Raw genomic sequence first — 12,842 nt, 5'->3', positions numbered from 1 at the left:
TCACCGTACTAGCAGGATCTTGCCGACGTGCTCCCCCGAATCCAACAATCGGTGGGCTTCGGCGGCCTCGGACATCGGTAGTTTCGCGTGCACCACAGGACGCACGGCCCCGGCGCTGACCAGGGGCCAGACGTTGTCCACAACACTACGGACGATTGCCCCCTTCTCGTCCACCGGACGCGAGCGGAGCGCGGTCGCGTGCACGGAGGCGCGCTTGGCGAGCAGGGCCCCCAGGTCGATCTCGCCCTTGAGGCCGCCCTGCAGCCCGATGATCACCAGCCGACCGCCGGTGCGGAGCGCCCGGACGTTTCCGGCAAGGTATTTGGCGCCCATGATGTCGAGGATGACGTCCGCGCGTACTTTGTCGGCGAAGTCTTCCTCGCGGTAGTTGATGACCTCGTCCGCGCCCAGCTCCCTGACCCGCTCGCCCTTGGCCGCCGAGCCGACCGTCGCGACGACCTGCGAGCCGAGCGCCTTGGCGAGCTGCACGGCGAACGTGCCGATCCCGCTGGCCCCGCCGTGCACCAGCAGCGTCTCGCCCCTGCGCAGCCGCCCGACCATGAAGACGTTGGACCACACCGTGCACGCCACCTCCGGCAGCCCGGCGGCCTCCACCGGTGGCACGCCGTCCGGCACCGGCATGACCTGCTCCCACGGAACGGCTACGCGCTCAGCGTAACCGCCGCCCGCGAGCAGCGCGCACACCTGGTCACCAGGCTTGAACTGCTCGACGTCCGCGCCGACCTCGGCCACCACGCCGGAGACCTCCAGCCCCGGGTACGGCGACGCACCGGGCGGAGGTGCGTAGAACCCCTGCCGCTGCAGGACATCGGCCCGATTGACCGCCGAAGCGGTCACGTCGATGAGGACCTCTCCCCGCTCGACCCGGGGATCCGGCACCTCACGCCACTGAAGTACCTCTGGTCCGCCCGGCTCGGCGATCTCAATGGCTCGCATGCGAACTACGGTAGCCGGGCAAAGAAGTTGTGGGTTGCCGAGCTGTGTGGTTGCCCATGGCGTTAATCTGCAAGGTATTTGCTGCCCCTTTAGACCCACCCGAGGGGGAACACGGTGGCAAGACACGATCGAGAGGAATCGCTCGAGGAGCAGCTGGCGTGGCTCGACGCGATCAAGGAGACGGAGGAGGCCCCCGTCTCTGTGAGCGCATCGACCGCGGCTGCCGACGAGTCGGTCGCCTCGCCGTACCCCCAGGACCCGTGGCGGATGGTCCCCACGCAGCCCGACACGCCGACGCCGCCGCTGTTCCGCGCGGCCGTCGACTCCGTGTACGGCGCCGCGGCGGCCGAGGACCTGCCCGACGGTGAGATGGAGGCCGCGGAGTGGCTCGGCACGGCCAGCGCGGCCACGAAGGAGCCCCCGGCCGCCCCACCGAGCGCCCCGCGCGAAGAGGATCCGTTCCACGCTCCGTTGAAGCCGCTGCCGCGGCCCGACGACACCGACACGTACGCGCTGTCGTTCACCCCGCCCGAGCCGTCGGGGCCGCCGGAGCCATCGGATCAGGAGACACAGGACACGTCCTGGTCGTCCGTGCCCGAGTGGGCTCGGGCGCCTGAGCCGCCCCGCGAGGAGCCGGAGAAGGAGAGCGCCCGAGCGGAAGCCGAGCCTGCCGCGGAGAAGGACGACGAGTCCGTCTCCGAGGAAACCTCTCCGAAGACCGAGCGCCCGCAGTGGTCGGAGCCGTTCGACACCCTCCCGACGATCCAGCCGCCCAAGTGGGCGGAGCCGGCCGCCACGCAGGAAGCCGAGCCCCAGGAGCGGGCGGCGGACGAGCGCGCCGAGCCCGCGTGGCCGAAGGACGAACCCGCGGAGCCGTCGTGGCCCAAGGGCGAGCACACGGAGCCGCCGTGGGTGAAGAACGCGGAGCCGTCGTGGTCGACGGACGCCGAGCTGTCATGGCCGAAGGACGCGGAGCCGTCGTGGCCGAAGGCCGAGCCCGCGGAGCCTGAGGAGCGGCGTGAGGAGCGGCCTTCGTGGTCGGAGCCGACTCCGCAGGAACGGTCCTCGTGGTCCGAGCCGGCCCAGCAGGAACGGTCCTCGTGGTCCGAGCCGGCCCAGCAGGAACGGTCCGAGCCGGCCCCGCAGGAGCGGCCCTCCTGGTCGGAGCCTGCTCAGCAGGAGGAGCCCACGCAGTGGACCGAGCAGCACGAGTGGCGTCCCGCGGAGCGCGAGATCCCTCCGCCCGCGGAGCGGCGGCGCCGCCCTGCCCCGATCCCCGTGTTCACCGCATCGCCCAGGCCGCCGATCACCGGCCGGCCGACCGCCGACAGCCTCGACCCGGAGTCCCTGCTACGCGGACGGCGTAACGCCCCCTCCAAGGGCTGGCGCCGCCTGATCTACAAGGCGTCGGGAGGCTGGATCAAGCCGGGCGAACCCCCGGAGGTCCGTCGTCGCCGCCAGCTGGTGAGCAGGGCCCGCACCCCGGTCACCGCCGGCCACCACCGCGTGGCCGTGTTGAGCCTGAAGGGCGGCGTGGGCAAGACCACGACCACGGTCGGTCTCGGCGCCACCCTGGCCCAGGTCCGCGGCGACCGGGTCATCGCCGTGGACGCCAACCCCGACCGCGGCACCCTGTCCGACAAGCTCGTCCTGGAGACCTCGGCCACCGTGCGTGACCTGCTCAACGAGCGTGACCAGGTCAAGCGCTACGTGGACATCAGGGCGTTCACGTCGCAGGCGCCCTCACGGCTGGAGGTGCTCGCCTCCGACCGCGACCCGTCGGTGTCCGAGGCGTTCAGCGGCGCCGACTACCAGGCCGTCTCCCAGGTGCTGGAGAACTTCTACTCGATCTGCATCACCGACTGCGGCACCGGCCTGCTCCATTCCGCGATGGGCGGCGTGCTCGGGCTGGCCGACCAGATCGTGCTGGTCAGCTCCCCGTCCGTGGACGGCGCCAGGGCGGCCTCCGCGACGCTCGACTGGCTGGAGGCCCACCACTACGGCGACCTGGTGAAGAACGCGACCGTGGTGCTGTGCAGCGTGCGGCCGCGCTCGAAGTCGGCGGTGGACATCAAGAAGCTGGAGGCCCACTTCGCCGCCAGATGCCGCGCGGTGGTCCGGGTGCCGTACGACCCGCATCTGGAGGAGGGCGCGGAGATCGACCTCGACCGGCTGCAGGAGCCGACCAGGGACGCCTACCTGCAGCTCGCCGCCTGCGTGGGCGACGGGTTCGCGGGCATCCGCGAATGAGGGGAGTGAGCGGAGGGTGTGGGATTCGAACCCACGAGGCCATCGCTGACCTGGCCGCTTTCAAGGCGGCTGCACTCGTCCACTATGCGAACCCTCCTGTGCGGAAACCACGATAGCGGCTGCGGTGACAGGGGTGTACGTTCAGGAGGTGGCGGATCTCAACGTCGAGGTGGAGCGCGGCCGATCGGCAGCGCTCGTCCGCCTCGACGGAGATCTGGACAAGCTCACCGCGCCGCAGCTCAAGGAGTGTCTGGGCAAGCTCCTCGCCGAAGGGCTCGTGCGGGTCGACATCGACGCGAAGGCGCTGGAGTTCTGCGACTCCAGCGGCCTGTGGGTGCTCGTGGAGCACCAGCGCCGGGTTACCGCCCAAGCCGGCACTTTACGCCTGGTCGGAGTCCACGGCGTGCTTCAGCGCGTGCTCGACGTGACGGGCCTGAAGGCCGCCTTCGACGCCGTGCTCGCCGTGGAACGCTGAGAGCAGGTCAGTCGCTGAGGACCTGAGGGCAGGTCAGTCGGCCAGCTGCGAGAGCAGCCACTTCGGGCCCACGGTCTCGGCGCCCAGCTCGTGCACGCGTTCCTTCAGCCCCCGGTCCGCGGTGACGACGAGCACCCGTTCCCACGGCTTGGCCAGGCGCACCACGTCGACGATCGCGTCGTCGCCGCTCCCGGTGGCCGCGACCACCTGAACCCCCGGCAGCTCCGGCGCGCTCCTGGCGGCGCCCTCCACGACCGCCACGACGCGCGGATACCACTGCGCCAGCACCGGATGCGTCAGTCTGAGCCGCGACACGGCCTCCAGCAGCCGGTTCGCCGCGCCGAGCCGGTCGCGCCACCAGCCGTGCTCGGCCCGCGCGCCCACGATGTTGGCCACGTCGAGCACGAGGGTCTCCGGCCTGATCTCCCCCTGGATCTCGTCCCAGGTGGCGGCGAAGCCGGGATGCAGCTTCCGGTCGGTCACCTTCGGCAGCGGGAGCCAGCGCATCTCGCTGCTCTCCGCGTTGGCGGGTGCGGCGGCCAGCAGCTCGGACGACGCGGCGATCACCGTCTCGAACGCCCACCCGCCGTGATCGTCGCGGTAGACGCCCTGCACCCGCGGCCCGTCGCCGGCCAGCGCCGCCTCCTCGCGGGCCTCCCGCAGCGCGGAGGCGACGGCGTCCTCGTGGCTGTCGCGGGCCCCGCCCGGCAGTCCCCAGGTACCGCCGTGGTGGCTCCACCAGGAGCGTTTCTGCATGAGCACGTACGGCGTGCCGAGCTCGTCATGGTGGACGACGAGCAGCCCCGAGGCGCCGTGCAGCCCCCAGTGCCTGTGGCCTTGGGAGCATTCGATCCAGCCGTCGCCGTCCTTAGCCGCCATGGGGGATTCTCTCAGCCTCCGCCCTTGCTGAAATGCTGCAGGTCCTTGGCTCCTGACCAGTAGCCGCCCCACTCCCAACCAACCTGGTCAAAGGCCTTAACTACCTTGTCGCCGGGATTTATTACGCCCTTTCCCTTCATGGGGCGTTTTGTGAACTTTTTGGATGCTTGGTGCGCTGTGCTACCACTTGCGGTGACATATGGGTTCTGGATGGGATTGACGTCTATCGCTTGCCCGTAGGCGTGCTTGGACCAATGAGTGGACCCGGTCGCTTGGCGGCAATTGAAGGCCGAGGTGTTGTTGGCCTCGATCGAGTCGAAGTCGTCACCCTTGTACGCGTCCACCAGCTTCATCCGCTCGATCGGCCAGCGCCAGCCGTACAGCTTCTTGAAGACCGTCACGATGTCGTCGGTGACCGCCTTGTTCACCACCAGCTGGCCGGTGTGCGGCTTGTCGTCGAAGCCCCAGAACGTCATCGTGACCAGCCGCAGGTCGCGATAGTGGACCGGGCAGCCGGGCCGCCACGAGTACGGGAGCTGCTCGCGGGAGAGCCGCGAGATCTTGGCGCTGAAGGCCGGCGGGGCGGTCGAGCCGGGCGCGCCCGTGGTGGGCGACGGCGAGGGCGTGGGCGAGTCGAGGCTCTCGAAAGCGGGAGCGGTCTCCTGAGGGACGGAACCGGTGGCGGCAGGCTTGCTCGTCCCGCACGAAACGGACGCGAGCACCACGAACGCCATGGCGGCAGCACGTTTCATCTCGCCACCATATGCGACATCCCGCCAGCTCAGGGCACTATCAGCACAGTACGGCGAGCCCGTTTCGCCAGCCCGACCGCCACCGAGCCGTGCCAGGAGGAACGCGAGCGCCCCACCACGATGGCGTCGGCCATATATGAGCTGGCCAGCGTCTCCAGCTCGCGCGCCGCGTCACCGCGCATGCTGACGAACTGCCACGGAACGCCCGCGCCTCTCAGCTCGTCCCGCAGATCCTCGGTCAGGTCGGCCGCCGCGTCGGGAATGATCGGCGACCCGGCGAAGAACCACAGCGCGGCGCTGTTGAGGGATTCCACGAAGGCGATGAGCAGCGCGGCGTTGTCCCGCCGGGCGAGCCCGGCCGCGTACGCGAGCGCGTTGCGGCTCGGGCCCGATCCGTCGAAGCCCACCACGAGCAGGCCGGCACCGTCCTTGCCGATCTCGAACTGCCCGGCCGGGAGCCTGCCGGTCAGTGGCTCCCGTCCGGGGTCTGTGTCACCGCCGAACACGGCACGTCTCGCGTTATGAGTCGGCGTGCTTGCCGCGGAGGGCCAGCTCGCGCAGGGCGTCGGCTGCGTAGATCACCAGGGCCACGAACGCGACCGCGGCGATCGAACCCCCGAGCCACAGATCGTTGACCGTCGCGTCGACGTAGGCCGCGCCCCTGCCCTGGTAGCCGACCGCGAACGGCGCGGCGACCAGCCACAGGCCACCGAGGAACAGCAGGACGAGGGCGGAGACGCCCAGCTTGGCCTTCATCGGTTGTCCTCCGCTCCGACCAGGGAAGCCTTGCCGTTACGGCGGTGCTCACCCGAGTTGTTCATGTCCTCGCGCAGCGCCTCGACGAGGGGGGCCAGCAGGCCCGCCAGCTCGGCGGACGACGCCTGGGGCGCGACCGGCACGGGCTCCGGCTCCGGCTCGGGCTGCCGCTGCCGGACGGCCACGAGGCCCCGTACGACGAGCTCCTCGTGGATGGCCAGCACGAAGCAGATCACGCCGATGAGCCCCACGACGGCCACGCCGAGGCCGGTGAAGAACTCCGACTGGGTGGTGTTCGTCCAGTCGGCGTCCTCCGGCTGGGAGCCCAGGGCGAAGGGGGCGATCATCAGCCACAGCCCGGCCAGGACGGCCAGGGCGGCCGCGACGGCGCCCACGAACTTGCGAATCACTGTGAGATTCCTCCTGATACGAGGTCTTTCTGCGGGGGTGCGGCCTGCGCGATGAGGGCTCGCGAGGTCGGCCGCAGCACGTTCTTGGCGACGGACCGGGCCCGCTCGCGTTCCGGGCGGTCGTCCGGTGGCGCCATCCTGGCGACCGCGGTGAGCAGGGCGGACGGTTGGCCGTTGGCCCGCTCGACGCGCTGGGCGATCAGCTCGAGCAGCAGCCCGGCCAGGACCAGGTCGTCCTTGCTCAGCGGCGTCGGCGCCGGGGCGGCCGGCGTCGAGGAGCCGCGCAGCGGCAGCTCCTTGAGGAAGATCGTCGCCACGAACCCGAGCAGCGCGATGGGCACGCCCACCATGAACACCGTCTCCAGGCCCCTGGTGAACGCCTCCAGCACGATGTTCTTGATCGGCGTGGGCAGCTGCTGGATGGCGCTCGGGCTGCCGAGCTTGACGTTCGAGCCGCCGGGCAGCGCGATGTGCGCGGCCCTGAGCATGTCGGCTATCTCGTCCTTCAGGCGGTTCGTCAGGATCGCGCCGAAGGCCGCCACGCCGACGGCGCCGCCCAGCGAGCGGAAGAACGACACGCCGGACGTGGTGGAGGCCATGTCACGCAGTTCGGAGCCGTTCTGGGCGGCCAGGATGAGCATCTGCATGGACAGGCCGAGCCCGGTGCCCAGCACCGCCACGTCGAAGCCGATGAGCCATTCGCTGGAGTCCACGTGCAGCCGGGACAGCAGGAACAGCCCGACCGCCACGACCAGCAGGCCCACGACCGGGAAGATCTTCCACCGGCCGGTCTGGGTGACGATCTTCCCGGAGATCACGCCGGCCAGGAACAGCGCCACCACCATGGGCAGCGTCATCAGGCCGGACTCGGTCGGGCTGAGGCCCTTGACGATCTGCAGGTACTGCGGCAGGTAGATCATCGCGCCGAACATCGCCATGCCGACGAACAGCGAGGCGAGGCCGGTGAGCACGAACGTACGGTTGCGGAACAGCCGCGGCGGCAGGATCGGGTTGCGCGCGGTCCGCTCCGACAGCACCGCCAGGGCCAGCATCAGCAGGCTGAGCGCCGCCAGGAGGTACGTCCAGACCGAGTTCCACTCGAACTCGACGCCGCCCAGCGTCAGCAGCAGCATGAGCGCGCTCGCGCTGGCCGTGATCGTCGTCGCGCCCCAGATGTCGATCGAGGTGCTCCGCTTGATCTTCGGCAGCTTCAGCACCTTCTGGATCACGATGAAGGACACCAGGGCGAACGGCACCACGACGTAGAAGCACCAGCGCCAGCCGAGCCAGTCGGTGTCCACCAGGAACCCGCCGAGCAGCGGCCCCGCGACCGTGGAGATCCCGAAGACCGCCCCCATGTAGCCGGAGTAGCGGCCACGCTCGCGGGGGGACACGATGTCGCCCAGGATCACCTGCGCGAGTGCCGACAGACCACCCACACCAAGGCCCTGTACGGCCCGTGCCGCGATGAGCTGCCCCATGTTCTGCGACAGACCGGCCACCAGCGAGGCCGCGACGAACAGCCCGAGCGCGGTCTGGAAGAGCAACTTGCGCCCGAACACGTCGGACAGCTTGCCCCACAACGGCGTGGACACCGTCATGGTCAGCATGGTCGCGGAGGCGACCCATGAGTACTGGTCCTGACCGCCCAGCTCACCCACGATCGTCGGCAGCGCCGTGCCCACCACCGAGGTCGAGATCATCGACGTGAGCATGGCGAGCATCAGCCCGGACATGACCTCGAGGATTTCGCGGTGGGTGTACTGCCGCCTCGCGGGGGCTGCGGCCTGAGCATGCGCCACCAAGGCTTCATCATCCCCTTACTACAGTTTTGCGAACTTGAGTATACGCCCGTTTACTAGCCGCGCGGCAAGTGGGGGTGCGTTCAGTAGAGTTCGGGGTGTGGATGCTCAGCTGTCTGAGGCCAGGCCCCGCGACCGCGAGGCCACTCGCGAGCGGATCCTTCGTGCGGCCCGCACGCTCTTCGGCGAGCAGGGGTACGAACGCGTGACCGTTCGCATGATCGCCGCTGCCGCGGACGCCAACATCGCCCTGGTCGGCCGCTACTTCGGCTCCAAGGCCGGCCTCTTCGGCGCGGTCCTGGACGGGGAGCCGACCATAAGAGACCTGTTCGGCGGCGACCGCGGGAGCCTGCCGCGCCGCCTGGCGGAATATGCGGCCGAGCGCATGGAGCACCCGCCGGAGAGCCCGATCCTGCGCACCCTCGAACGCTCCGCCGGCGATCCGGATATCCAGGCCGTGGCCCGCGAGCGCCTGATCACGGCGCTGCTCGACCCGCTCGAGGAGCAACTGGGCGGCCCGGACGCCCACGCCAGGGCCCGCATGGCCACGGCGGTCTTCCTCGGCATCGGCGCCATGCGCCGCCGCCTCGGCCCCGAGGCGCCCAGCCCGGCCGACGTCGACCGCCTGACCGCGGTCTTCGAGGCCTGTCTGCGCTGAAAGTTTCACCCCCTGTCAAGGGTCTGGCCTGGGAAGACGTGGATGGCAGCGATCGGATGTCTTTGAGCGGGCACTGACGGTTACCTACGATCCGGGGAGCTGGTGGGAGCGCTCCCACATGACGGACGGAGTGAATTTCATGTCTCGCAGAAGGCCCGTCCTGGCGGTGCTCCTCTCGGCGGCCGCCATGGCCGCGGCGGGTGCGATCGTCCTGTCCTCGTCCACCGCCGAGGCCGCCGACTCCGCTTTCTACGTGGATCCGCAGACGAACGCGGCCAAATGGGTCGCCGCGAACCCCAACGACAGCCGCACCCAGGTGATCAGGGACCGGATCGCCGCCGTGCCCCAGGGCCGGTGGTTCGCCACGTACAACCCCGCCACCGTGCGCAGCCAGGTCGACGCGTACGTCGGCGCCGCCGCCTCGGCGGGCAAGATCCCGATCATGGTCGTGTACGACATGCCGAACCGCGACTGCGGCGGCGCGAGCGCGGGCGGCGCGCCGGACCACGCGTCGTACCGGGCCTGGATCGACCAGATCGCGGCCGGTCTCGGCGGCCGGCCCGCCACGATCGTGCTGGAGCCGGACGCGCTGGCGATCATGACGAACTGCATGAACGCCTCGCAGCAGGCCGAGGTCAAGGCGTCCATGGCGTACGCCGGGAAGAAGTTCAAGGGGACGTCGTCGCAGGTCAAGGTCTATTTCGACATCGGACACGATGCCTGGCTGTCCGCCTCGGAGGCCGCGTCCAGGCTGACCGGCGCGGACGTGGCCAACAGCGCCGACGGCATCGCCGTCAACACCTCCAACTACCGCGCCACCTCGGGCCTGGTGTCGTACGCGAAAAGCATCATCGCGGCGACCGGCGTGTCCAGGCTGAAGGCGGTCGTCGACACCAGCCGCAACGGCAACGGGCCGCAGGGCAGCGAGTGGTGCGACCCGGCGGGCCGCGCCACCGGCATCTGGAGCACCACGAACACGGGTGACTCGGCCGTCGACGCCTACCTCTGGGTCAAGCCGCCCGGCGAGGCGGACGGGTGCATCGCGAGCGCGGGACAGTTCGTGCCGCAGCGGGCCTACGACCTGGCCGTCGCCGCCCCGCCGCCCACCGTCGGCCCGACCGTCACCCCGACCGTGACGCCCACGGTCACCCCCACCGTGACGCCGACCGTGACGCCGACCACCGGCCCCGCGGGCTGCGCGGCGACGTACAAGGTGACGAGCCAGTGGCAGGGCAGCTTCCAGGGTGAGGTCACCGTGAAGAACACGGGCTCGGCCGCCATCGCCGGCTGGAAGGTCGGCTGGACGTTCCCGAACGGGCAGACGATCACGCAGCTCTGGAACGGCAACCTCTCGGGCAGCGGCACCGTCACCGTGACGAACCTCAACTGGAACGGCGCCCTCGGGGCCGGAGCGAGCACCACGTTCGGCTTCGTCGCCAACTGGAACGGGCAGAACGGCGTCCCGTCACCGGTGACCTGTACGGCCTCATGAGACTCGATGGGCCCCTGTGCCCGCCAGGGGCCCATCGGTGAAATAACGGCGCCTTCGCGGCTGTTGTCCACAGCCAGGTCGAACCGCTCTGCGAAAGGCGCGTACTCATGACTCTGCCGCTGTCCATCCTTGATCTGGCGATCATCGGCGAGGGCGAGACGGCGGCGGACAGCTTCGCCGCCAGCGTGGCCCTGGCCCAGCGGGCCGAGGACCTGGGCTACCGGCGGATCTGGTACGCCGAGCACCACAACATGGCCAGCATCGCCTCCTCGGCGACCAGCGTGCTCATCGCCCACGTCGCCGCCCACACCCGGACGATCCGCCTCGGGGCGGGCGGCGTCATGCTCCCGAACCACGCCCCGCTGACCATCGCCGAACAGTTCGGCACCCTCGAAACCCTGCATCCGGGACGCATCGACCTGGGCCTCGGCCGCGCGCCGGGCAGCGACCAGCAGACCATGCGAGCCCTGCGCCGCACGCCGTCGGCCGCCGACACGTTCCCGCAGGACGTCCTGGAGTTGCAGGGTTACCTGTCGGGTGAGTCCCGGATCCCGGGCGTGGACGCCACGCCGGGCAAGGGCACGAACGTCCCGCTCTACGTCCTCGGCTCGTCGCTGTTCGGGGCCCAGCTCGCCGCCGCGCTGGGGCTCCCGTACGCGTTCGCCTCGCACTTCGCCCCGGCCGCCCTGGAGGAGGCCGTGGCGCTCTACCGGCGTGACTTCCAGCCGTCGGCGCAGCTCGACCGGCCCCATGTCATCGCCGCGCTCAACGTGATCGCGGCGGACACGTCGGAGGAGGCGCAGGAGGAGTTCCTGGCCTCGAAGCGGCTGAGGGTGAGCAGGTTCCTGGGGCGGGGGCGCACGTTCACGACCGAGGAGGCGGACATGATCCTCGGGTCGCCGGCCGGGCAGCAGATCGTGCAGATGGCCAAGTATTCGGCGGTCGGGGACGCGGCGGAGGTCAAGGAGTATGTCGACCGGTTCGCCAAGCTCGCCGACGCCGATGAGCTGATCGTCGCCTTCTCGGCCGCCGACAGGAAGGTCTGGCTGCGCTCGGCGGAACTGCTGGCCGAGGCACACGGGCTCTGATCAACAGGGGCGGCGGAGGAAGCGGGCGGGCGTGGCGGTGGAAGCGGGCGGGGGGAGCCCGATCGTTCGGCCCTGAGATGGTCGGCGGTCAGCGCCGAGGGCCGGACTTCTATCCTTCGCCGAGCAGGCGTCTGCGCAAGTAGGGGCCGGTGGCCTCGGACGTGGGCACGGGAGCCATCCCCGCGGCGATGAGCTGGGCGCGCAGGGCGACGACGGTGCGTTCGAGCGCGCGGATCTGGGCCTGGAGCTGGCCGATCTGGTCGCGCATCGCCGTGGTCGTGCTCTGCTCGCCGATCAGGTCGGTGCCGAGCTGGGAGGCTTGATTCTGCACCCTGCTCAGCTGTTTCTCCATCTGGCTGAGCGCGTCCTCGTAGATCGTCTTCGCTCTGAGGAAGGCCTCGGCATCCACCTTGGAGCGTTCTAACTCGGCTTGGCGCTCGGCCTGGAGGATGGCGGTCTGCTGGGTCTTCTTGTTGGCGTCGGTGGCGGAGCGGAAGGCCAGATACGCCACGCCGAGCGGGACGATCCCGACGGCGACCTGGATGAGGATGTCAGTCAGCGTGGCCTCCTTCCACTGGGCGTATCACGCCGGTGTACGTGATCCCGTCGTCGCTGTGCCAGGCGTTGACGGTCAGCGCGATGGCGAACTCCGTGCCGTCGCGGCGCAGGCCGACCAGCGGAATGATCCGACCGGCCAGCTCGGAGTGGCCGTTGACGCGGACCTTGGTCAGCCCCATGTCGTGCCTGTCGCGGAAACGCGCCGGCATGAGCATCGTCAACGGCCGCCCGACCGCCTCGTCGGTGCTCCAGCCGAACATGGTGGCGGCCTGCGGATTCCAGGACTGGATGATCCCGGCGGCGTTGGCGACGATCACCGCCGAGCCGGAGCCCGGGAGCCGGTCGAGCGTGACGGCCTCCGGCCAGGTCGCGATCAGCGTGATCCAGCCGCCGAACGCCAGCCACACCGCACCCCCGACCCAGCCTCGCGGATTGTCTCCGGTGAACGTCGAGGCCAGGAACACCAGGCCGTACAGGAGGACCAGCGCGGTGGCGGCGGCGAAGGCCATCCGGTCGGAGCGCAGGAACATCTGCACCAGGCACAGCACGCCGGTGGCGAGCCAGAGCACCGCCCAGACGTCAAGCGGCGCGATGGAGGCCAGCACGGCATAGGAGGGGGTGGCACGCTGGCTCGCCGGCGCGAAGGCCAGCGAGGCGGCGATGGCCAGAGATAACAGGCCGACGAACGCCAGGGACGCGCCGCGCCGCCCGATCCGCCGGAGGACTCTGTTACTCACGGTGGCAAGACTAATGCAGCCGGTTAAT

At 70.1% G+C, this 12,842-nt stretch carries 14 protein-coding genes and 1 tRNA gene; 5 read left to right on the top strand and 10 right to left on the bottom strand.

Going from position 1 to position 12,842, the window contains the following annotated elements:
• Nucleotides 1-957, bottom strand: coding sequence for an NAD(P)H-quinone oxidoreductase (locus ACWDRB_RS51370; RefSeq protein ID WP_449907553.1), 957 nt, complete (start codon nt 955-957; stop codon nt 1-3).
• A gap of 114 nt (nt 958-1,071) precedes the next feature.
• On the opposite strand from ACWDRB_RS51370, the gene ACWDRB_RS51365 reads away from it, so the two are divergent.
• On the top strand, nt 1,072-3,207 hold the full coding sequence (locus tag ACWDRB_RS51365) for a nucleotide-binding protein (RefSeq protein ID WP_449907551.1): 2,136 nt from the start codon (nt 1,072-1,074) through the stop codon (nt 3,205-3,207).
• A gap of 10 nt (nt 3,208-3,217) precedes the next feature.
• On the opposite strand, the gene ACWDRB_RS51360 is transcribed toward ACWDRB_RS51365, so the two are convergent.
• A tRNA-Ser gene (locus tag ACWDRB_RS51360) sits at nt 3,218-3,304 on the bottom strand.
• A 51-nt stretch (nt 3,305-3,355) separates the two neighbouring features.
• Between ACWDRB_RS51360 and ACWDRB_RS51355 the strand changes: the two genes are divergently transcribed.
• Nucleotides 3,356-3,682 carry an STAS domain-containing protein gene (locus ACWDRB_RS51355; RefSeq protein WP_449907549.1) on the top strand — a complete coding sequence of 109 codons (327 nt, stop codon included), beginning with the start codon at nt 3,356-3,358 and terminating at the stop codon, nt 3,680-3,682.
• 33 nt (nt 3,683-3,715) lie between these two features.
• Here ACWDRB_RS51355 and ACWDRB_RS51350 read toward each other — a convergent pair whose 3' ends face one another.
• Genes ACWDRB_RS51350 through ACWDRB_RS51325 form a run of 6 tightly spaced genes read right to left on the bottom strand, consistent with a single transcriptional unit; the run spans nt 3,716 to nt 8,284 of the window.
• Complete coding sequence (locus ACWDRB_RS51350) at nt 3,716-4,561, bottom strand: NUDIX domain-containing protein (RefSeq protein WP_449907548.1); 846 nt, start codon at nt 4,559-4,561, stop codon at nt 3,716-3,718.
• Nucleotides 4,562-4,572: 11 nt separating this feature from the next.
• Nucleotides 4,573-5,313 carry a M15 family metallopeptidase gene (locus ACWDRB_RS51345; protein ID WP_449907546.1) on the bottom strand — a complete coding sequence of 247 codons (741 nt, stop codon included), beginning with the start codon at nt 5,311-5,313 and terminating at the stop codon, nt 4,573-4,575.
• A gap of 29 nt (nt 5,314-5,342) precedes the next feature.
• Nucleotides 5,343-5,819: a universal stress protein gene (locus ACWDRB_RS51340; protein WP_355203098.1), complete on the bottom strand. Its 477-nt coding sequence runs from the start codon at nt 5,817-5,819 to the stop codon at nt 5,343-5,345.
• 13 nt (nt 5,820-5,832) lie between these two features.
• Nucleotides 5,833-6,069 carry a hypothetical protein gene (locus tag ACWDRB_RS51335; protein WP_449907544.1) on the bottom strand — a complete coding sequence of 79 codons (237 nt, stop codon included), beginning with the start codon at nt 6,067-6,069 and terminating at the stop codon, nt 5,833-5,835.
• Nucleotides 6,066-6,479, bottom strand: a complete 414-nt coding sequence (locus tag ACWDRB_RS51330; RefSeq protein WP_449907542.1) for a hypothetical protein — start codon at nt 6,477-6,479, stop codon at nt 6,066-6,068. The genes ACWDRB_RS51335 and ACWDRB_RS51330 overlap by 4 nt, the downstream gene beginning before the upstream one ends.
• A complete protein-coding gene (locus ACWDRB_RS51325; RefSeq protein ID WP_449907540.1) occupies nt 6,476-8,284 on the bottom strand; it encodes an MDR family MFS transporter in 1,809 nt (602 codons plus the stop codon). The genes ACWDRB_RS51330 and ACWDRB_RS51325 overlap by 4 nt, the downstream gene beginning before the upstream one ends.
• A 97-nt stretch (nt 8,285-8,381) precedes the next feature.
• On the opposite strand from ACWDRB_RS51325, the gene ACWDRB_RS51320 reads away from it, so the two are divergent.
• From ACWDRB_RS51320 to ACWDRB_RS51310, 3 genes are all read left to right on the top strand, one after another.
• Nucleotides 8,382-8,939, top strand: a complete 558-nt coding sequence (locus ACWDRB_RS51320) for a TetR/AcrR family transcriptional regulator (protein ID WP_350732453.1) — start codon at nt 8,382-8,384, stop codon at nt 8,937-8,939.
• 139 nt (nt 8,940-9,078) lie between these two features.
• Entirely contained in the window at nt 9,079-10,431 is a 1,353-nt protein-coding gene (locus ACWDRB_RS51315; RefSeq protein WP_449907538.1) for a glycoside hydrolase family 6 protein, read from the top strand.
• A 107-nt stretch (nt 10,432-10,538) separates the two neighbouring features.
• Complete coding sequence (locus ACWDRB_RS51310; protein WP_363977376.1) at nt 10,539-11,519, top strand: LLM class flavin-dependent oxidoreductase; 981 nt, start codon at nt 10,539-10,541, stop codon at nt 11,517-11,519.
• 109 nt (nt 11,520-11,628) lie between these two features.
• Here ACWDRB_RS51310 and ACWDRB_RS51305 read toward each other — a convergent pair whose 3' ends face one another.
• Both ACWDRB_RS51305 and ACWDRB_RS51300 read right to left on the bottom strand, forming a co-directional pair.
• Complete coding sequence (locus ACWDRB_RS51305) at nt 11,629-12,030, bottom strand: hypothetical protein (RefSeq protein WP_449907536.1); 402 nt, start codon at nt 12,028-12,030, stop codon at nt 11,629-11,631.
• Between the two features lie 40 nt (nt 12,031-12,070).
• Nucleotides 12,071-12,814, bottom strand: a complete 744-nt coding sequence (locus ACWDRB_RS51300; protein WP_363977370.1) for a PAS domain S-box protein — start codon at nt 12,812-12,814, stop codon at nt 12,071-12,073.
• Nucleotides 12,815-12,842: the final 28 nt, after the last annotated feature.

The sequence above is a fragment of the Nonomuraea sp. NPDC003707 genome, assembly GCF_053587055.1.
The sequence above is the reverse complement of the archived record's forward strand: the minus strand, read 5'-3'. Positions and strand labels throughout refer to the sequence as shown.